The 20,759-nt window shown below is 59.8% G+C and carries 14 protein-coding genes and 3 pseudogenes; 9 read left to right on the top strand and 8 right to left on the bottom strand.

Features of this window, described 5'->3' with window-relative positions:
• Positions 1–226: pseudogene (locus BLP65_RS17220) on the bottom strand (group II intron reverse transcriptase/maturase); the annotation flags it as partial.
• Positions 227–1,244: 1,018 nt separating this feature from the next.
• On the opposite strand from BLP65_RS17220, the gene BLP65_RS11940 reads away from it, so the two are divergent.
• A complete protein-coding gene (locus BLP65_RS11940) occupies positions 1,245–1,760 on the top strand; it encodes a hypothetical protein (RefSeq protein WP_092997413.1) in 516 nt (171 codons plus the stop codon).
• Between the two features lie 190 nt (positions 1,761–1,950).
• Here BLP65_RS11940 and BLP65_RS11935 read toward each other — a convergent pair whose 3' ends face one another.
• Positions 1,951–2,370 carry a hypothetical protein gene (locus BLP65_RS11935; RefSeq protein ID WP_092997410.1) on the bottom strand — a complete coding sequence of 140 codons (420 nt, stop codon included), beginning with the start codon at positions 2,368–2,370 and terminating at the stop codon, positions 1,951–1,953.
• A gap of 255 nt (positions 2,371–2,625) precedes the next feature.
• Between BLP65_RS11935 and BLP65_RS11930 the strand changes: the two are divergent.
• Positions 2,626–3,080 (top strand): annotated as a pseudogene (locus BLP65_RS11930) (integrase core domain-containing protein); the annotation flags it as partial.
• 697 nt (positions 3,081–3,777) lie between these two features.
• On the opposite strand, the gene BLP65_RS11920 reads toward BLP65_RS11930, so the two are convergent.
• The gene (locus BLP65_RS11920) at positions 3,778–4,998 is read right to left on the bottom strand and encodes an IS110 family RNA-guided transposase (RefSeq protein ID WP_092997401.1); all 1,221 of its coding nucleotides are present in this window, start codon (positions 4,996–4,998) and stop codon (positions 3,778–3,780) included.
• 250 nt (positions 4,999–5,248) lie between these two features.
• Here BLP65_RS11920 and BLP65_RS11915 point away from each other — a divergent pair.
• The 3 genes and pseudogenes from BLP65_RS11915 to BLP65_RS11905 form a co-directional block, all read left to right on the top strand.
• Positions 5,249–5,455 (top strand): annotated as a pseudogene (locus BLP65_RS11915) (hypothetical protein); the annotation flags it as partial.
• Between the two features lie 380 nt (positions 5,456–5,835).
• Complete coding sequence (locus tag BLP65_RS11910) at positions 5,836–6,741, top strand: hypothetical protein (RefSeq protein ID WP_092997398.1); 906 nt, start codon at positions 5,836–5,838, stop codon at positions 6,739–6,741.
• A gap of 11 nt (positions 6,742–6,752) precedes the next feature.
• Positions 6,753–7,436, top strand: a complete 684-nt coding sequence (locus BLP65_RS11905) for a DUF389 domain-containing protein (protein ID WP_139181503.1) — start codon at positions 6,753–6,755, stop codon at positions 7,434–7,436.
• Between the two features lie 951 nt (positions 7,437–8,387).
• Here the strand turns inward: BLP65_RS11905 and BLP65_RS11900 are convergent.
• Positions 8,388–11,585 carry an Ig-like domain-containing protein gene (locus BLP65_RS11900; RefSeq protein ID WP_092997392.1) on the bottom strand — a complete coding sequence of 1,066 codons (3,198 nt, stop codon included), beginning with the start codon at positions 11,583–11,585 and terminating at the stop codon, positions 8,388–8,390.
• Between the two features lie 282 nt (positions 11,586–11,867).
• Positions 11,868–13,676, bottom strand: a complete 1,809-nt coding sequence (locus BLP65_RS11895; protein ID WP_092997389.1) for a glycoside hydrolase family 15 protein — start codon at positions 13,674–13,676, stop codon at positions 11,868–11,870.
• A gap of 501 nt (positions 13,677–14,177) precedes the next feature.
• Here BLP65_RS11895 and BLP65_RS11890 point away from each other — a divergent pair.
• From BLP65_RS11890 to BLP65_RS11880, 3 genes are all read left to right on the top strand, one after another.
• On the top strand, positions 14,178–15,179 hold the full coding sequence (locus BLP65_RS11890; protein ID WP_175452550.1) for a nucleoid-associated protein: 1,002 nt from the start codon (positions 14,178–14,180) through the stop codon (positions 15,177–15,179).
• A 14-nt stretch (positions 15,180–15,193) separates the two neighbouring features.
• Entirely contained in the window at positions 15,194–15,823 is a 630-nt protein-coding gene (locus BLP65_RS11885) for a pyridoxamine 5'-phosphate oxidase family protein (RefSeq protein WP_092997382.1), read from the top strand.
• A 170-nt stretch (positions 15,824–15,993) separates the two neighbouring features.
• The gene (locus BLP65_RS11880) at positions 15,994–16,467 is read left to right on the top strand and encodes a hypothetical protein (RefSeq protein WP_092997379.1); all 474 of its coding nucleotides are present in this window, start codon (positions 15,994–15,996) and stop codon (positions 16,465–16,467) included.
• Positions 16,468–16,474: 7 nt separating this feature from the next.
• Here the strand turns inward: BLP65_RS11880 and BLP65_RS11875 are convergent, their stop codons facing one another.
• The 3 genes from BLP65_RS11875 to BLP65_RS11865 all read right to left on the bottom strand — a co-directional run bounded on the left by BLP65_RS11875 (position 16,475) and on the right by BLP65_RS11865 (position 19,775).
• Positions 16,475–16,822, bottom strand: coding sequence for a YdbL family probable chaperone protein (locus tag BLP65_RS11875; RefSeq protein ID WP_092997377.1), 348 nt, complete (start codon positions 16,820–16,822; stop codon positions 16,475–16,477).
• Between the two features lie 86 nt (positions 16,823–16,908).
• Positions 16,909–17,112 (bottom strand): YnbE family lipoprotein, encoded by a 204-nt coding sequence (locus BLP65_RS11870; RefSeq protein WP_092997785.1) that lies wholly within the window; start codon positions 17,110–17,112, stop codon positions 16,909–16,911.
• A 62-nt stretch (positions 17,113–17,174) separates the two neighbouring features.
• Positions 17,175–19,775, bottom strand: a complete 2,601-nt coding sequence (locus BLP65_RS11865) for an intermembrane phospholipid transport YdbH family protein (protein WP_092997374.1) — start codon at positions 19,773–19,775, stop codon at positions 17,175–17,177.
• A 300-nt stretch (positions 19,776–20,075) separates the two neighbouring features.
• On the opposite strand from BLP65_RS11865, the gene BLP65_RS11860 reads away from it, so the two are divergent.
• Complete coding sequence (locus tag BLP65_RS11860; protein WP_092997371.1) at positions 20,076–20,684, top strand: PEP-CTERM sorting domain-containing protein; 609 nt, start codon at positions 20,076–20,078, stop codon at positions 20,682–20,684.
• Positions 20,685–20,759: the final 75 nt, after the last annotated feature.

Here is a 20,759-nt window from a genome sequence, read left to right as displayed (position 1 = left end):
GGCGGATGTGCGGCCAGTGCACGCGTGCAAACGCGGGGAAGTCCTCGATGGGCATTCCGTCAATGCCGGGCGTCCCCTTGTTGGCCTTCACCCGTTTCCATGCGCGGCGCACGTTGGCACTGTCCAGCACCCGCGCCATCAACTCCTCGTGCAAGGCTGGCTGCATGAAGCCACGCCGCGACACATCTCCCCCGGTCGGGTTCGGCGATGGTGACGAGTGACTCACGGCTCCTCCTTGTTTTCTCATGTTTGGTCCTTCACCGCGGCATCGCTCCAGATACCGCGATTACTATGACCTCTGCTGACTTCTGCCCGATCACGCTGGAAATTGCTCCCCAGCGCGCTATGTCGCTACGTAACGGCTTGCCGCCTGATTCGCTCGCCCCGGCTGACGGCAGGCCGGGGCGCCAAGGCTTGGTCAACCAGTGGCCTATCTGGTTATACTGGCCGTAACGTAGGACATCGCGGAGTCGGGCAGACCTCCCCGAATAAGGACATGAACTTTCAGTGCACAGCCGCCGCATTTACCCTATCCCCTGCACCTGATGGGCTTCGTCATCTTGTGCTGACTCGCCCGGGGACTGAGCCTTCTATGCGATTTCTGTCCGTCGGCTCGCACTTTTGCGCTCGGGCTTCCTCCAGACAGACCCTCGCGGGGCTGCCCTTGCCGTCGGCTAGTAGTTATTTCCGTCCCGAAGGACATCTCAGGTACTCCTACAGGGGACTTTCACCCCATCAGTTCATGCCCATGTCGGGCGTACACAACCGCCTAGAGTCCGACGTCTTGCACTTCCGCTGCGCTCCAGGGCAAGGCGCGGCTCAAGCGGAACGTTATGCGTAAGGGTGTTCGAACAATCGATACCTTTCTATTCGTCTTTTCATCATTGGGTTTGGTGATTGGCGTAGCGTCACTGGTCCTTGGGTTATTCTTGGTCGCTACTGGTCACAGGACGATAGTGGAACGCTTAAATAATGCGGCAGTGATGATGTCAGTGCTTTTGGCATTCGGACTGATTTCCGGTGCGACGATATTGGCATCGAGGACCCGGTTCTTTGACATCCAAGGTGTTCGTGCGGCGTATAGATTTTCCGTGATTGCCTCCTCGCTTGCGTTTGGAGCCTTGTTTTTGTTTGCGATTGGCTTGGTTGCGTATCATGAGATTCGATGAATACCCGCATAACTTTCACGTCAAGCGCGATGCTCGTTCCTCGCGCGCCTTACGCTAGCGTTAGGCCCTTTTTTTATGGATCAAGAAGAAGAGCGCAACCGTGAAGAAGAGCATTTGATCTTCGTAATTCGGTCTACGAACATTGTGGAGACGAAAATGAAACGCGTTATAGAGGCGTTCATAAACCCTTCACCAGATCGTTCCGAATTCGTAGTCTCATATCTTCTGAATAATGCCACGATACCTTTCGGGGCTAAGGTGAAAGTCATTCTCGCCATTGCGAAGCGTCTTTTTGTCAGGGTGGACCGAAACGCGTTTCATACTCTGCTGAGTCGTCGTAACGCCTTTGCACATCAAGATCATCTCAGCTCCATTCGTGTCATAACCGACTCTGAAGATTACCCTGATGTTTCTTTCGTCGTTGAGTCAATAAAAGGCTCAGGCGAGCTTGAAATCGTCACCCAAGAGAGAGTTTTTGCGGAGTTTATGGAAGCGTTCATCAAAGTAGATGAGTATCTTGATGAACTGCTCACTGCGTTGGGTGCAACAGCGGGAACTACCCGGACACCCATCGTAAGAAGAGGAAGATAAAACTCTCATAATCTCCAATGATTGGCATTGCCCTCTTTTTTTTGCTGCGACTTCAGCCTAAGACACGGCAGCGATATGCTTAAACAGACTTGGTTGGATCCGTTTTGAGGCGGTAATCCGAACTCTGCGCGAGTGTAACCCGCGGGTCCGGCGATCCGCAGCGTAATGGTGCGAAAGTAAAGAGGGAGCATTACGCCAGCAGCGTTCGGCAAGCGCCCATCCCGAGCGTGCGTCGGTAGCCGAGTTGCTGGCAGGCCTGCTTGAGGTTGTGGGCCCCGCCCACCAATCCCTTGAAGGGGCTCTCAAACTGAGTCGTCAGATAGCCCCACTGCTTGGGATCGATCGCCAGGCGCTGGAGGATGGATGGAAGGTGCTCGGGGATGGCGCCGCGCTTGCCTTCACGGATAAGCCGTCCGGTGAAGTCCACTAGGTCAAGATAATCGGTGAGACGAAACGGCAAGCCCTTGGGCATGGGCTCTCGCGGATTGCCGGCAAAGGGCAGAAGGCGGGCCGGCTGTGATGGAGTCTCATTGGGATGCTCCGCTTGCGTTGCCGCGGCGGCTCGCTCCTGAACGGCGGTGAAGTCAGACGCCTCCGGCGTCTGTGCCATCTGCGCCCGAACCGAGAGGAAGCGAAGCCGTTTTAATGATTTAAGAAGCGTAATAAGTGAAATTATCGTAGCAGCTAGAATGCTGGCAAGGCTTTGGCCTAGAGATCACTTCCGTACCGATAGCCAATGGGAAACGCATCAAGCGCAAATCGATAAACAAGAAGCGGTCTTTGGGGAGGATTGGAAGAAGATGGCCCTATACAGACCTACCACCAGATTGCCAAGGTGGTCGGTATTGGGCAAAGCACAGTGGCCCGCCGGCCCAACAGCCGTGGCGCCGGTTGGGAGTATGTTCACATCGCTATCGATGACCATTCCCGAGTGGCCTTTGGCACAAATCCACCCGGATGAGACGGGTCGCAGCGCCTGCCGCGCCTGTTGCAGACGGTGCGCTACTACCCCGGGCTGGGTATTCGCTTCAAGCGCGTGCTGACCGACAACGGTCCCTGCATTGCTCAGAGCGCTTCGAGTGCCTCTGCCGGCGACTGGGGCTGAAGCATTGGCTGACCAAGCCGTACAGCCCCCGGACCAATGGCAAGGCCGAACGGCTTATTCAAACCGCCCTGCACGAGTGGGCCTATGCGCGCTCGTACAAGAACTCAATGCAGAGAGCCGGGCAGCTTCCGGTTTGGCTACATGAATACAACTGGCACCGCCCCCATGCCAGTCTGGATTACAAGCCTCCGGGCAGCCGGTTGGGCTTTCCGTGAACAACCTTATGCGGGGAGAAAAGGGTCAGGTCTTTCATCGTGCATACAGAGCAAAAAATACCTGCCCCTGATGGTTGCGTAACGCTGCAGCCGACCGTGAACCTCCCCTGCGTTAGCGGTTAGCATCGTTGCGCCAACTACCCGGACACCCATCGTAAGAAGAGGAAGAAAAAACTCTCATAATCGCCAATGATTGGCATTGCCCTCTTTTTGCTGCGACTTCAGCCGAAGACACGGCAGCGGCATGCTTAAACAGACCTGGTTGGATCCGTTTTGAGGCGGTGATCCGAACTCTGCGCGAGTGTAACCCGCGGGAGGCCGATCTCGGCGCGAGCATAGTTCGCGGATTGGGGGGATCCGCGCGGAGTAGCCGAAAATAAAGAGGAAGCGTTACGCCAGCAGCGTTCGGCAGGCGCCCATCCCGGGCGTTCGTCGGTAGCCGAGTTGCTGGCAGGCCTGCTTGAGGTTGTGGGCCCCGCCCACCAATCCCTTGAAGGGGCTCTCAAACTGAGTCGTCAGATAGCCCCACTGCTTGGGATCGATCGCCAGGCGCTGGAGGATGGATGGAAGGTGCTCGGGGATGGCGCCGCAGCGAATGGGGTCAGGTCTTTCCTATTGCATGAGAGCAAATAGGGTCAGGTCTTTCCTCTCGCAAATGCAAGAGGAAAGACCTGAACATCCCGCTGGTATTTTCAAGCTATTTCGAGCTAGTTTTCTCGGGTGAAGGTTCCCTGATCTCGTACGCCCTTCCCTGTTTGAGCATTCGAAATAGCACACGGCATAGGTGGCGTCCCAACGCTCGGATAGCCTGATTATGGCTCTTGCCCTGGGAGCGCTTCTTCTCATAAAAGCGCTGTGACTCAGGAACCTGCTTCCGGTGTCGATCGACACCCACCATCATTGCTGCCTTCGCGCGCGTGTTCACATGTTTCGGGTTCTTTGAACCGCGCTGGTTTCCGGAGCTGTTATCGAGGTTGGCCATGCCCACGTAGACCGCAAGGCTACCTTCTTTGGCGAAGCGCTCAATGGTACCGATTTCACCGGCCAGCTCCGACGAACATACGGTCGCAAAGCCCGGTATGGTATCGACCAGCTGTGCAATCTCTGACTGGCCCATGAGTTCTTCACAGCGGACTTCGAGCGCCTTAATCTTCTGCCTCAGGTCCAGTATTCGCTGGGCATCTTCAACAATCATCGGGCCGACCCACTCAATATCGTGGCTGAAGCTCGCGGCCTTCTGCCAATCGCCTATAACCTTGGCGTATTTGCGTCCGATGCCTTTAATCGAAAGCACCGTATTCTGACGGATACGGGCAAGCTTACGAAGGTCGTCACTATAGGTGATAAAGTTCAAAAACCAGAGGTTTTCCGCATCCTTGGTGATTGCCAGCAATCCGGGGCAGACCGCCTGCAAATCAGCCTGCATGCGGCTTAGAAGGCGACTTTTCTCATCAACGAGCGAACGGCGCCTGCGGGTCAAACGCTTCAGTTTTTCGTTCTCGACCGGCGTTGCTGTGACCTCCTGGAGCACCCCTTTGGCCGACGGGAGGTAGTCCCGAAGCTGAAACAGCTCAAGGCCTTTGCGTGCATCGATTCGGTCGGTTTTCGCCGCAGCGGGAAAAATCTCTTTAAAGCGAGCAAGCTTCAGATTGTTGATGTTGAAAAGGCGATAGCCTCGCGAGCGTACGAGGGTGTCCAGCGGGCGAGCCCAACCGTTGTAACCCTCCATGGCCACCGACACTTCTCCGCCGTAGCGATGGTGGTGGCGTTCGATTCGCTCGAAGAAAAGCTCGAAGCCTTCCGGCCGGTGGGGTAGGTCGAATTCGTCCAGCACTTCTCCACAGGGCAAGCCGATCGCTACACTGTGACTGTGACAGCCCACATCAATGCTGACGCGAATATCGGAGGTTGTTGTCATTGTTCGTGTCTCCGTAAGTCAGAACCAGTAGAAAAAATCATCCGCCGGTCTCGTCTACTTACAGAGCCACATCAGAGCGCTGATCGGCACCATCCCGTTCGACCCACCGGATGATGCAGGGTGGCGGGGGCGGCATTTCAAGTCTAGTGAGCCGATTCCGGCCACCGACCCCAAGAGCCACACCCCCGCCGAAGCTAATCTTACCTATTATGCGGGGGCTCCGCTAACCTGCAAATCCGATGGTAGACCCTATTTACCCTCGGCGTCTGACCGAACCAGCGCGCGAATTCGCGGGGAGACGACGATGGAGCCCGGCGTGCGCCGCCTGCTACGCGTGCATATCGACGACGCGATCGAGGCCGACCGCGTGTTCACGATACTGTTGGGCGACGAGGTCGAGCCACGACGTAATTTCATCGAGAGCAATGCGCTGAGGGCGACAAATATCGACGTCTGAGTCCCCTGGCGTCCGTGTTTCTGAGCTACCTATGCGGCAATGAACGCGCCGGCGGCGGATCGACGGTGATGGCTGCAAGGGAAAATTCAGGTGCCCCGGAAGAGCCGAATCCAATCCTTGCCAAAAAGCTTCGGGGGAACCATATTAATCTTCATGCAGAAAGCCGTTCTCATCCACATCGTCATCATTGCGTCGACTTCGTCGCCAATGCGGCCCACGCGCCATTCATCAGCTTACCGTGGATATCGCCGACAATTCGAGGTGACCCGACGTGCTTGACGTAGAGTGCTGGAGCGTCGCTAGAAAATGAGGTTTTGCAATTTCTACCCGCTCGCGCCAGGGGCTGGTGCTCTGGCACGAGGCCTGCGCCCTGGAACGTCGTGAGACTGGACCCCCCGAACGACAAGCGCGGTCCGCCGGTCTGGCAGCTTGCCTTCATCGGACTCGTGCTGCTCGGCACGGCCGTGGCGCTGATGCAGTGGGCGCAGACGCTCAGCATCACGCGCACGGTGGTCGGCAGTCCCGGCATGTTTCCGTACCAGGGCCCGATCACCTCGGTGCACGAGATCGCCGGCGAAAGCGCGAAGGCGAACCTGCTCGCGAAGGATGTGGTCCTCGCGGATGTCGAGATCGATCAGGTGATCGGAGAGCGGGTCTTCCTGATCTCGGAGCATGGTGAGACCGTGCCCGTGGTCCTGTTCGGCGAGTTGACCGGCTGGCAGCACGATCGTGCGGTCACGCTCGAGGCGGGCCAGCGGATCCGGATCTACGGCGTGATCCGGATGCTGCGCAGCATTGAGGAGATCGTGGACAAGCAGGCCCTCGCCGCAGACGACACGCAGAAGCTGCGGGGCCATGAGATCTTCATCAGCGCGTTTCGCGTGGCGCCGCTGCCGATCCGCGAGCGCGTGCGAATTCCCCGCGTGATCACCGCGGTGTCGCAGTTCGTGCAGGCCTCCGATCCCGAGGCGCTGCAGGCGCGCGAGGTGGTACTCGACAAGGTCAAGGTGCTGGACGTCCTTGGCGACCACGCGTTCCGCGTCGGCGACGAAAGCGCGAGCGTGCCGGTCGCGCTGCTCGGCGAGATGACCCGGCGCCAGGCCGACGATGTGGTCCAGATCCGCATCGGCCAGATGGTGCGGATCTATGGTGTGATCCGATTGCTACGCAGCCAGCAAGAGATCGAGGACATTTTGATGGTTTCGCCCGAGGTGGCCGCGCAGCTGCGTGGCAACGCTCTCTATGTCAGCGCGCTCCGGGTGGTCCTGCTGGAGCCGTCGTCGTGAGGACTGCGGTCGTGCATGACCAGCTCGTCCGTAGCGTGATCTCCGACGTGAAGACCGACTACGCCTACTACACGTTCATGACACTTTCCGGTATGCTCGCCGCGGTCGCATTCCTCACCGATTCAATTCCGCTGCTCCTCGGCGCGATGATCGTGGCGCCCGCGTATCCGCCCCTTGCCGCCGTGTCGTTCAGCATCGCGGGTGGCTATCCCCGTATGGCGGGGCGCGCACTCCTCGTGCTGTTCGGGGGGGTGGCGCTGGCGATCATCGCCGCGGTCGTGACCACGTGGTTGTTCAACGTCACCGACATCATCTCGAGCGCCTCGAACCTCGTCTCGAAACCGCTGCTCGAGGAGCGCGTCCGTACCGGCTGGTACAGCATCCTCGCCGCGGTCGTAGCCGGGGCCGCGGGCACCGTCGCCGTGATCCAGCGCAAGCAGGACGCGCTGATCGGGGTCGTCGCCGCGGTCGCGCTCATTCCCGCGGGCGCCGCCGGCGCGCTCGCCGCTTATTCCGGCGACCTCGGCCGTGCGCTCGGTGGCTTCGTGCTCCTCGCGGTCAACATCCTCGTGATCATCGCGGTCGGTCTGCTCGTCCTCGTCGCGATCCGACCGGGGCGCGCTGACGCCGCCAAGCATGACGCGGAAGGCGGCGAGATCGGAACCACGTCCGCCGAGGCCGACAGGGACGCATAGCACTAGCCCTGCAAGGTCAATGAGCCGGCGGGAGTCGCATTACGCGGTTCGTGTGGTGCCACTCCGAGCATGAGGGCATTCGCGCGCCGGTGCACGTGTTCACCGACCAACCCAAGAAGGTCGGGTCTTTCCGCTTGCATTCGCAAGAAGAAAGACCCTGTTACGGGTGAGCCTCGGCGGCTTGCCTGCGACTGAACCACCCCACCGCAGTCGAGTCGCCGGAAGGCCCACAAGCGCCGTGTGGAAAAATACCTGCCCCTGATAGTTGCGTAGCGCTTCAGCCGACCGTGAACCTCCCCCGCTTTAGCGGTTAGCATCGAGAACTACCCGGACACCCATCGCAAGAAGGGGAAGAAAAAACCCTCATAATCGCCAATGATTGGCATTGCCCTCTTTTTGCTGCGACTTCAGCCTAAGACACGGCAGCGGCATGCTTAAACAGACCTGGTTGGAACCGTTGTGAGGCGATAATCCGAACTCTGCACGAGTGTAATCCGCGTGAGGCCGATCTCGGCGCGAGCGTAGTTCGCGGATTGGGGGATCCGCACGGAGTAGCCGAAAATAAAGAGGGAGCGTTACGCCAGCAGCGTTCGGCAGGCGCCCATCCCGGGCTTTCGTCGGTAGCCGAGTGGCTGGCAGGCCTGCTTGAGGTTGTGGGCCCCGCCCACCAATCCCTTGAAGGGGCTCTCAAACTGAGTCGTCAGAGGTCAGGATAATCGGTGAGACGAAACGGCAAGCTCTTGGGCATGGGCTCTCGCGGATTGCCGGCAAAGGGCAGAAGGCGGGCCGGCTGTGATGGAGTCTCATTGGGATGCTCCGCTTGCGTTGCCGCGGCGGCTCGCTCCTGAACAAGTCTCTCCTTGAGAGGATGTTTCGAGTACCCCGTAGGGGCTTTGGAAGTTTAGTTGGCCCCGAGCGCGTTATACGCCCGGGGCCGGCAGCGGCCCGTTCTTACGGGCTGAAAAGCACGGCTGTGGGAACGTGGAAACCGAGTCCGTGTTCATCGGTTCGGACCGTGAAGCTGGTGCCCTGGTCAGCCGATATGGCAAGCCCGCCAAACGTCCCTACATAGAGGTAGCCTTCGTAGGTGTCGATGCTGCTGAGGTTTGCGTCCGGCAGACCGTCGGCGGTGGTCAGGTTCGTAAAAGTTGTGCCACCGTCGCTGGATATTGCCAGACCCGAGAAGGAGGTCGGATCGTCACTGTCGGCGACGACCTCCGCATAGAGGCGAGTGCCATCGTAATGCAACAGGTCGACGGGGATGGCGCCAAGGCCATTGTCACGGGTCAGCAACGTCGGGAACGTCACCCCCCCGTCGTCGGATACCACGATGCCGTACTCCGTTCCCACGTAGACGTCGCCGCTCGCGTCCACGACAACATCCGTCGGGTTTGCGAGGCTGAAGCTGCCGTCATACACCTTGGGGTCCCAGCCGTACATGGTGAAAGTAGCACCGCCGTCGTGGGAATAGTAATAGCCGAAATTGTTTCCGGTGGCATACACATTGCTCCCGTCCACCGCCAATTGTCCTCTGGCCTTCCACACGTCGTCCGAGACGCTTGTATCCGGCTGCTGGAAGCTGGCGCCGCCGTCGTGGGAGACGGCATAACCGGCGGGCAGGGAATTGGCAATAAAGTCGGTGGTGACGTGGATGGTCTTGCCGTCCTCCGAGACATCCAACTGATTGATCACGTAGCTTGGGAGGCCGTTTCCAAGGTTCAGGTTGGTGAAGGTGTAGCCCCCATCATCAGAGACGGAAATACCACCGGCATTGTGATAATAGACTTCGTAGCCGCTGGCCACATACAACCGACCGTTGGCATCGGCCACGATGTCGTGAACGCTGTGGTCGGCGAGCCCAATGGCGGTGAAGCGGGCGCCATAATCGTCGGAGTAGGCTAGGCCAGCGTCGGTGAAAGCCCAGACACGCGAACCGATGATTTCGATATCTTTAACGGTGCTGCCCGGCAGTCCCTCATACATGGTTGTGATGGTTCCGAAACTGGTGCCCGAGTCCCGGGACACCGCGAGCGCCTGTTTGGTTGCGTACTCGCCGAGGGAGCTGCCAAGCCCCACATAGATGTCGCTGCCGGAAACGGCCACGGAAAGTGCTACTTCGCTGGGCAGGCCGTTATCCGTCGTCAACCAGTCATAGGTCACGCCGTCATCGGACGTGATCGCCACGCCGACGCTCGTGGCCAGGTAAAGCGTGCCGTCCGGCGTTATGTGTACATCATTAATATAGATGGTACCGTCGGCCGGGACTTGGCGCTCGGTGAAGCTTGCCCCGCCGTCGGTCGAGACGAGAAGGCCGGCCGGACGGGTGGCTGCATACAGCGTATCGCCATAGCTTGCCAGTTGGACGATATCGGCTTCGTAGACCTCGTCAAAGGTAATACCCCGGTCGGTCGAACGCCAGAGGCCCCAACTGTCGCCTGCGAAAACCGTAGTACCCAGTTCCCAAACTGCCTGAATGCCGCTCGGCGCCGTCGGCGACTCTGTGAAACTGGCTCCCCCGTCAGTGGAAATATCGAGCCCTCGGAAACCGCCGGAGTAGACACGGCTGCCCCTGGCGTAGAGCGCGTCGGAGCCACGGAGCCCCGGGGCGCCACTGCGGTTTAGCCAGGTGTTCCCGTCGTCATCGGAAATGTAAAGCCCGGTTCCGACGGCATAGATGCGCCCGTTGGTGCTGTCGATGAACAATGGCTGGTAGCTGCTTCCCGCCTGTATAGCGCGGGTATTGACGAAACTGTCCGGGACCGGTCCGGCGCCGCGGGCGAGCCCCGACCCGGTTCCTACGTAGGTAAAGCCGGTTGTGGACAGAGAGTAGAGTATGTCGCGGACCGCTTCAGTGTTACCGGCAGCATCCTGACCGGCGAATTTCAGGTAGGTGTCGCCTTCGGCCAGCGTGGCAGTCGCGGTGGACGCCTCGACCACCGTTCCGTTGAGCGGATCGAAGCTCGGCACCGTGCCGTCGGTTGTGTAGACCAGGCGCACGCAGCCGGTGGCCGGCGTCCCACTGTCGGTGCAGCTCAGGTTGACGGTCTTGGATGCCTCGCGGTAGACCCCGCCCAAGGGACTGGCGGTGGTGGTCGGTTCGGTGCAGTCCCCATTCGTCGTGAAGTCCCAGCTGACGTCAGCCTCCAGCGGATTGCCGGCCCGGTCGGTCACGGCAGTGCTCAGGGTGGCGGTGTAGAGTGTGTTGCACTCCAGCCGGTCGATGGGCTTGAAGCTGACTACCGTTGCATCGGTGCTTGGCGACAAGGTGCCGACGACTTGGTGGTCCGCAGCACTTACCGTGAAACTTTCCTCGCTGACGCTTGCGGGCAGTACCGGCTCGCTGAAAGTCGCGCTGATGGTCTCTGTCAGGGAGACATCCGTTGCCTCGCTCGCGGGCACTGTTGAGGAGACAGTGGGAGGGATAGTATCGACGACGTAGGTTTCGGACTGGACCGGCTCGATGTTCCCCTCCTCATCGATGGCGAAGAACTTCAGAGTTACTTCCGTATTATGCGGCGTAATCTCTATGGGATCGGCATAGCGGTTGGAGTCGGTAGAAGGTGTCGATCCGTCGACTGTGTAATAGATGCCGGCACAGCCCGAGGCCGCGTCGTTACAGCTCAAGGTTATGCTCTGCGGGGCATTGAATAATCCGGAAACCGGGGACGCGGTGCTTTCGGGCGGCGTCAAATCGGCGGTACGGAATTTCCATTCCGTATAGGGCAGCGGGTTGAGTAAGGAGTCGACCACGCCATCGAGTTCCACTGTGTACGTGGTGAATTCGTCAAGCGTTCCGTAGGGATTGAGAGTGGCCGTCCGGCTGTCGGTGTCATAGGAGCGGCTTCCCCATACCGTCCCCCACACTGGGTCGATAAGCTTGAATGTGACCGAGTTTATCGAGTCACGGTAGATGTCCTTGCTGAAGACCACTTCTACATTACTATCCAGAGGCACCCCTGTGGCGTCGGGAGCGGGGCTGCGCGAGGCCACCCCCGGGGCGCTCGTGTCCGGCTCTTTAATCGGATCTTCGAGAATGGGGTCGGAAGTGGAACCGCCACCTCCGCCCCCGCAGGCCGAAAGTAAAACAGTGAGTGCAAGAGAACTGCCGAAGACGCTCTGGCGCGTTACTCGCCGTGTAGCTTGTTTCATCCTTGTTATCCCTGGTGAGTGGAATTCTTGTTGTTTGTGTGCATGCGTTGCGCATGGGCCCTAACCTGAAACGCTACCGTGAAAAAGTCGGCTCAAATGGGAACTGTGTCTCAACAATAAAAAATCTCGGGGAGAGTGTGACGGATTCATTAACACTATTTCATAAGTGTCCAATCGGAGGGCAGGCGACTTCGGTTGAAGTAGAGGAAAAATCGCGTTCTTGGATGATATTTCATGCAGTAGACCGAACTCGGCACCTGCGTTAGCGGTATCGTTGCGCTTCTATTCCGCCTGGCTGATGGCCCAGGCTGCATTGATCAGACCGATATGGCTGAAGGCTTGGGGAAAATTCCCCATCATCTCCCCGCTACGCGAGTCGAACTCTTCCGAGAGCAGACCCACATCGTTGGCGCAGGCGGCTGCGCGTTCGAATACGACTTTCGCCTGCTCCACCTGCCCCGCCAAAGCGCGGGCGTGAGCGAGCCAGAAGGTACATAGCAGGAAGGCGCCCTCATCGGCCGGCTCGCCATCGATCTCGCGATAGCGGTAGACCAGCCCCCGTTCATCGGTCAGGTGCTCCTCGATGGCGTCGATGGTGGCGAGCATTCGCGTATCGGTGGCGGGCAGGAAGCCACTCAGGGCCATGACTAGTGTCGAGGCGTCCAGTGTGTCTCCGTGAAAAGTTTGCGTGAATGCGCCGATCCTTTCACTCCAGCCGCGTGTCAGAATTGCCTCACGGATCTCGTCCCGTGCTGCCACCCATCGACCGACACTCTCTTCGCCACCAATCAAATCCGTGAGCCTGATGGCACTGTCCAACGCCGCCCAGCACATCAGTTTGGAGTGCAGAAAGTGGCGAGGCTTCCCCCGGATCTCCCACATACCCTGGTCCGGCTCCTTCCACCGGTTCGCCGCCACATCGGCAACCTCGGCCAGAAAGCTGCGGGTCAATGGATCAATATGTTCGGCAAGTTGGTGCCTTAGCCGTTCGGCCGCCGCCAGCAGTTCCCCATAGACGTCAAATTGCCGCTGAGTCCAGGCGCCGTTACCGACTCGTACCGGTGCACTCCCCCGCCAGCCGGGGAGATGCACAAGCTGCCGTTCAGTCAGATCATGTTCGCCACCGATACCAAACATGATCTGCGCATCCCGATCCTGTCGTACCTGGGCCAGGGAGGCATCGGCGATAAAATCGAAGAACTTATAGGCTTCATCGGGGCAGGCGGCCACCCAGAGTGCATCCAGGGTCATACTGGCATCCCGCACCCATGAGTAGCGGTAATCCCAATTGAGTCCGCCGCCCATCCGTTCCGGGAGAGACGTGGTCGCCGCCGCAACGAAAGCTCCGGTGGGATAATAAGTCAGGGCCTGGAGCAGCCGGCCACCGAAATGGACCTGTTCCCTCCAGGGACCCTGATAGGCCTGGTGCATCACCGACCAGTCTTGCCAGTTCGTGATGGTATCTTCGAGATATTCCTGGATGGCTTCGACCGACCAGGGGCCGGGGCTCGGTTCGGCGCTACTGCGAAACTCCAGGGCAAAAGCCGCACGCTGTCCCTCTTCCAGGCGAAAGTGCGCGTGAGCGGTGGAGGTATCCGTCTTCAGGGGAATGGATGCGGAGAGACGCAGGACGGATGCCCCGCCGCGGGCCAGCACGCCGCCCACCACCGGGCGCAGGATCGGCACTATCAAGCCGTACTCCGGACGTGGAGCGTAGTTTGTCGTCAACTCCATTGACCCGCGCGTGCATACTGCCTCCCGTAAAACGGCATGGGGCGAATCCTTGCCGATAGCATGGGCCCCCTGATGCAGGCCGATAGCGAGTGCATCACGGATGACCACCTCGCCCTCCCGCGAGCGAAAAGTGGTATTCACCACCATGGAGCCCTCGACGTAGCCGCGTTGACCCTGAATATCGTCTACCGGCCCAAGCTTCCAGTAGCCACCCTCGCCACCCAGCAGACGGGCGCACAGGGCCGGAGAATCAAACCGGGGGAGCGCGAGCCAATCAATGGAGCCGTCGCGGTGGACGAGCGCCGCTCCCTGACAGTCCGACAGGAGCGCATATTCGGCAATGGGGCGGTCGTGCATCACAGCATCTCCAGGCGCTTCCGCTTCAGTCAAAAACTAGTGTACTGTTGCATGCTTGTCGGTGCTTTCAGCGAGTCGCTGGCCGGCCAGACCGCTCCTGCGCATCCTGCGCGCGCGGCATTCGTGCATCCATGCACATCATGCAAGGCGCGTTTCGCAGGAAATGGCGCGCCCTTTGCAAGAAACGCAACGCCGCAGATGGCCGGCCAGCGGCTCGCCCGAAGGGAGCCCCCCAAAAATGCCATGACGGCGTTGCGGACTCCATCCCTGGAGTCCGCCCTTCGGGCCAGCCTTCGGCTGTCCGAATCCGCTCCCGGCGGATTCGTGCAGCGCTTGACAAGGGAATAACCATTGCCTGCGCGCTGCGCCTTGTCCTGACGTTTTTGGGGGGCTCTGAAAGTATCGCCAAGCATGCAACAGTACACTACAGGCTGCGGGAGTCCGTTGGCCGCAGCCTCTGCTGAGAGTAGAATTGCCACCTCGCTCCCAGGCTTCGAGTCCATGTCCATCACGCACGCCACCGTCCATCGTATCCGCCGTAGTACCGATTCCGAGGCCGAAATGTCTCTTCGCCAGCAGGAACTGGCTACCGAAGAGTCCTGCGAAGCGCTGCTGGATAGCTTGAAAAGCGCTTTTCTCGGAAGAATTAGCCGCGAACACGGAAGTTTCTCCACGGAAGAGGAGTCGGCTCCCCTGCCTCGGCAGCTGACGGATTTTGTCAACGAGGAGCGTGCCTTCGGGGAATTGACGGCAACCCTGATGGAGGATTTGCGACGGCACCTCGATAGCGGCAAGGTCGAACTAAATGCACACTGCCTCTTCTTCGTGGAAAAGACACCGGTCCGCCACCTCTTCTACTGGTTTGTAGCGAGCCAGAAGGAGGCGCTCTCCATCGGCGACGACCTCGAGGTGACGCCCAGCTACTCCCTCGACACCGGTCCCTCGCTGTTCGGCATCAAGGTGGACTTGGCCGAGTGGAAGGTACGACAGCATTACTCCTATCTGACCCTGCTGCCGCCTCGCGGTAATCCGGGCCTCACCGACGCCTTCCACGCACTGACGGGGTTTGCCAATGGCCTCGACAAGGCCGGTGCCACCCTCGCATTTCTCGAGGGCGTGGAGGCTTACTCGGAAAAGCTTCCGGAAGAGCAGGTCGGCGAGTATCGCAACCAGGTGGTCGAATACTGCCTGGAACGGGATCAACAGGATGCGCCGGTCGACCTGAAAGAACTGGCACAGACGCTCGACGGTGTTGATCACGACGAGTTCGTTCAGGTGGTAGAGCGTCGCGCTCCGGAAGGCGAACAGGAGTTGATGATGGACCGCCGCAGCCTGCGCCGCTATGTCAAATTTGCCGGTCGGGAGAAAGACCTGGCGATCAGCTTCGGCTCCTATCAGCTCAACCAGCGGGTCCACTACGACAGCGACACCGATACCCTCAGCATCAACGGCCTGCCCAGCGCCCTCAGGAAACAGCTTCTGGAGCATCTGCGGCGGGATTAGTGTGCTGCTGTTGCATGCTGGGCGGTCCGGGGCATGGGCCCGCTATCCTTGCCGGTATGGACACCGACAGCTTCGACACAATCCTGGAAAACACCTGGCGCCAACTGCGCCGGGCAACCGCAGATGAAACCTCCGCCCTGCACCGCCCGGTATTGGCTACCGTTGACCGAAACAATGAACCGGATGCCCGCACCGTCATACTTCGCGAGATCCGGCGGGAGTCGCGGCAACTTTTCGTGAATACCGATCGCCGTTCATCAAAAGGCGACGACCTGGTGCTACGCCCGTGGGGCGTCTTTGTGTTTTTCGATCCGGAAAGTGCCGTGCAACTCCGGATACTGACGGAGATCCGAATTCACGTCGAAGACGAGGTCACGGCCGAGGCATGGCGAAAGCTGCCGGCCAAGGGACGGCGGCGCTATCTTACCGCCGCTGCACCGGGCAGCCCCGCACCGGCTCCAGGTGCCGGGGTGCCGGGTCCGGACGAATCCGTAGATGATGCCGCCGGGTACCGTCACTTTGCCACCCTGGAGGCCGTTGCCATCCACCTGGACTGGCTCCACTATGCCCCCGAAGGACCGGCGCGGGCGGAGTTCGACTGGGATGAAGAGGGAAAGGTCTCGGCGCGCTGGCTCCATCCTTGACCCGTGCATTTCACCAAATGCCGATTCGTGACAGGCCTTCTCTTCGGCAGGCCCCCGGCGGAGGCTATCTGCCGTGGTGTTTCTCATGTTCCGGGAATTGGGGCAGTCGGCGGAATACCTCTCGCTTTGCCGTTAGAATATGCGGCATTCTCAAGTCCCGAGTCTTCCCAATGAGAGCACTTTACCTTTTTCTGGTTGTGATCCTTGCCCTCACGGCAGTGTTTGCGTTCATGGGGGCTTCCGCCAATCTCTTCGAATGGTATGAGGCGCGACAGGAACAGAGTCCATTGCAAGGTAACGAACGGGTCACTGGCCGCATCATCGACAAGCGGGTGGTTCGACAGGAGCATGTCATGCCTTCGGGGCTACCCCTTATTCAGGAACAGCATCGACTCTACATCGAGATACAGAAGGGGGTGCGTGCCGGTGAGGTAGTGTCGAAGGCAGCACCCCCATCGCAGTATGATCGCCTGGCGGTGGGGAGCGAGGTCGACGTACTGGTGGGCAGCGATAAAGCGCGTATCGTCGAGCTGGACTATCGTGTGAAAACGCCCACCTGGGCTTTCCTGGGCATAGCCATTTTCGCTGCACTGGGTTGCGCGGCGCTGGTGTATCGCATCCGCCGGATGCCCCTCGGCAGCTGATCGCGCATTATTTCCGAATCCAGGTGCCCTCGGGAACCTGGACGAACATCCCACCAGGCGTCTTTTCAATCGCCTTTTTCCCTGCAAGTTGTTGCACGATTGTCACCGAGGTGTCATTGCGGGCGGCGATCTCTTCATATTTTTCCAGCCGCTTCCGGTTAATCTCCCGCACCAGATCCGAGACCTCCGGCGGGGGGTTATCGATAACAACACCCAGATAGCCATCCGGGCGTTCACCGACCAATCCACGGGTCTTGGCCTCCTCAAGCTCCAAAGCCGATGCCACGGACCATCCCGCGAGCGCAGCGAGCAGGACTATCAAACCGAAAATCCGTGCCGTAATTGTTCTGGTCATTCTTTCATCCCCAGGCCTGTTATCCGCCGAGGCGCCTGCCACTGAATCAAAGCGCCCCGATAGTGCTTGGCGTAGCGGTGTCTTGGTTAAAACAGTGGACTCTCTTCGCTGAACACCTCATCCAGCTCTTCATCGACCTTAACGCGAATATCGTGCTGTACCTTCACATTAAGGTTGATGGTAATGGGTTCTTCCGGCGGGGCGAGTTGCACGGTGGGTGTGCAGCCGACAGCCGATACTGTCAGCAGGCTCACAGCCCACAGCCCCCGCCAGAGGGAATTCACTGGCATCCGCATCTTTTCCTCCAGAGTGCGCATACATCCATCGTACCTCCTTCCATGGCCGGATTCCGCTACTGCTTTGGATTTTGTCGCCGGCGATAGAAGTCCTGTACCCATTGATCGATCTGCCCCTCAAGCTCCTGGCCCGCCCGCAGGCTCCGCAGCAGGTCGGGTATATTCTCCTCGAGGTTGATGTTGAATTGAACACTCCTCCCCTGAAAGAGGTCCGGATTGTTACCGAGCAGCCGTATTTCGAGCTCCAGCTGTCCGCCAGGTGCGTAATCGGCATTGGCCTTTAGTGATTCGTAGTGAAAGTCACGCAATGCCGCAATAGCCAACTGCATTTTCTGCCCGCTTTTTTCCAGTGCCTGGCCCTCCTCCCCCGGACGGTAACGAATCACCCCCGATTGGATGGCGGCCACCTCGCCACCCTGCATGGCGAGCCCTTTTTCACTCAACTGGAGGGGAAGCACTCCACTGACCCGTCCAAAACCCTCTATCGGGGCCTGTTCGAGGTCCAATAGTTGATCCAGGCCGATCTGCTCGAGTTCGACCGCGAACCGGTTTACCGGCTGCGCCAGATCCAGTTCAATGATGTCGCTCCGGACCCGGCCTCCAAGCAGTTCAACAGAGGGGTTTTCCAGTCGCAGCTGCAGCGGCAACCCTGGACCGATGCGCAGCGCGGCCCGCGTTTGGAAACCGCGTCCGGGAAAACCGGCAGTCATGCGTTCGATGGTCAGGGGTGCAGGCTGACGAGTCTGGAGTATGCCGTCGGGCTCCAGCGCAAGCCAGGCGTCGAGTTCGGCCCCGGAGAACAGCAGCTCTTTGTAATACCCGCCGAGTTTTTCACCCTTCAGATCGAATTCGCCCGATAAGCCCGCGCTCTCCCCAGTCTGCCACTGGAATTGTCCCCCCGCATGGATGGTGCCCTTGCCGACATCAAAGGGATACGGCCACGGCTGGTAAAAGCTTGCAAGGGAGTGCCCCTCCGGCCTCAGGAGTACCGGTTCGAGCTGCCAGCGGGCCGCACCGGTCTGTGCTTCGAGGTGATGCGTGACCGAAATCGTGGCCGACAGAACAGGACCCGTCGCAGCCGCGGAGATAACGACCTGTTCGGGGCCGGCCGTAAAACGGCCTTCGGCCGACAACGGGGGCAATTCACCCGCACCGACCCTCCCCTGCAGCGACCGAGCGGAAAATGTGCCCGCTGCCTCCCAGTGCTCGCCCGCTCCGCTCAGTTCCTGCACCTCCAGGGACGCCCCTTCCACCGCGGTCTGTGCAGTTTCCATCCCCCAGTCAGGAGCATCCACCCTCCAGCGCGCAGGACTCACCGTCCACTTTCCCTTCCGCTTCCAGGCGATCTCCGCCTCGTTGAGAAGGCTGAGCTCAAGGGGCGATTCCGAAGGTCCCGCGTACGGTTCGAAAATAGCGATGTTCGCATCAGGTCGCACCCTCCACTGCAGGGCATCCTGGGTCCAATGCAGCGGCCCGCCAGCCGCCAGCCGGATCGGCGGTTTGCCATCCCGGCGCGCGGTCCCTGTCGCCTGAACCAGGGTGCGGATTTCAGGGACTTCGCCGAGATCCACTCTCGGGTCGGTAAGACGGGCAGTTGCGTCCAGGCGCTCAGTGATTGCGTCCGCCGTCACGACGATTTCACCGCGGCCGGCAAACACGGGAGAGCCCACGTTGCGAACCCGACCCTCGGCCCGAAAGGAGTCACGGAAGGCAATGCCGAGCCGTTGCGATCCCGGCCCGCGGCCGTCCACCCGACCGCCCTCTGAAACCGTCAGGACCAAACGTTCCGAATCGAATTGGACGTTCCCGTCCAGGTCCGCCTGCCAGGCGGTCAGCCCCTGAAGGGAAGCATCGAGACGGTACTCTCCTTCGAAGCCGTTCTCGTGAACCACCCCGTCCAGCAGGGTCCGGCCGCGTCCCTGCCACTGTTCCGGCATCTTCCACCAGGGGGCCAGGGCGTTACGTACAGAGGCTGCCGAGCCCTCCAGTGCGGCCTCGGCCTTCAGCCCGACGCCCGCCCTGCTCAGGCGCAGTCGAACCCGGGGCTTGGAAGATTCCGAGGGGGCAAAGAGCTTCAGCTCCAGTATTTCCTCCTGCCATTCGGTAGTCACGATTGCCCTTTCGGCACCGCTGCCGGCGACCACCATCCGACCATTCAGGTGATCGGCGCTGTAAACCCAGTTTCCTGCCACAGTCGCCGCAGGTTTCTCCGGCACTTCGATAGTCAGCGCTTCGATGGTCAAGGTCTGAAAGGGCAGGAGGGGAAGGCGTGGCAACCGGCTCGGAAACTGTCCGATCCCGGCAGCGCCTTTACGCGCCGGAACAGCAATGTTTCCTTTCTCCAGATAAATGCTATCGACCCGCCCCTCAAGCACTCCGGCCAGTCCGTAGGTCACCTCCAGCGGTCCGAGGGATACCGGCACCCGGTTCCAGGTGAATCGAAGGCTTTCGACACGCAACCGATCCGGGCCGACATGAGTGACCTTCACATGGGGGTGTGCCATGCCGTGGCTTTTTAGCAGATGCTGCGCCAGCCATCCGGTGGCTACCGGCAGCAAAAGGTAAAGCAGCACCGCGACCACCACCAACGCGGGCAGGAGTCTTCCCAGGATCCGCGCCAGCCGGGTCAACACGACGCCCTGGTTAGACTTCTGCAAACGCCAGATTCGTTGTTGTGCAACAATGTCGTCTCCTTATCGACTCCTGTTGACCACCCGGTGCGAAGGCCATATAGCCCTCGTACATACCAAAAAGGCCATTCCATGACACTCCTGCCGTGGAATGGTTTACCTACCCGTAAAAATACCCGGTTCTACAGAGTTTGCCGCCCGAAAGCGGGGCGAATACCCCATCTCCTTCAGTAGCTGCATGGCCTAGATTACAGTTAGAGCCGTAGCACAGGGATGACACGGCTCTGGAAAGGCATCTATCGCCAAGACCACAAAGGGAGAAAACCAATGATTGCAAAACGTGCCCTGTTGGGTACAACACTCATCGCCGGAGGCTTCATGCTCTCCGGGGCGAATGCCGCGACAATTAGTTGTCCGGCGTCCATCGAAGGGAATGTAACCAACACAGCAGCTTGCGAATACAGCGATACCGCCAACCAGGATTTCCTGAATACCGATCCAATCACCGTCAACCAGGAGGCGTTTTTCGGTTTCACCGATTGGGAATACGCAGACAAGGCGGATATTAATGACGGCATCAGCTACGACACTGCCCATGATATCGGTTTCACCATAACCGGTGATGCTCAATCCGGCAGCTGGGCCATCGACGGGACGGCCTGGAACGACTGGGACGATATCATGATGGTGTTCAAGGACGGCGCCAATACGACTTTGGTCGGCTACCTTCTGGCAGAGAGCGCCACCGGAGGTACCTGGTCCAGTCCGTTCGAAGACGATCCCTTCGGAGTGGGAAATACCCGGGATGTCTCTCACATCAGCGCCTATGTCAGGGGCGATGGTGGGGTCACGGTGCCGGAGCCGGGTCCTCTGGCGCTCATGATCGGCGGCCTGGTCGGGCTCGGCATGACCCGGCGGATTCGCTCCCGCAGCTAAGCCGAGGCGGGCGCCGCAAGCCGGCGCCCTCCCTTCCGATCCGGTTTGCGTCCTCTCCCCGAAGAAGGAGTGAGC

Source organism: Thiohalomonas denitrificans (assembly GCF_900102855.1).
Taxonomy (GTDB): domain Bacteria; phylum Pseudomonadota; class Gammaproteobacteria; order Thiohalomonadales; family Thiohalomonadaceae; genus Thiohalomonas; species Thiohalomonas denitrificans.
Note: the sequence above shows the minus strand (reverse complement) of the source record. Positions and strands in the feature narration are given on the sequence as shown.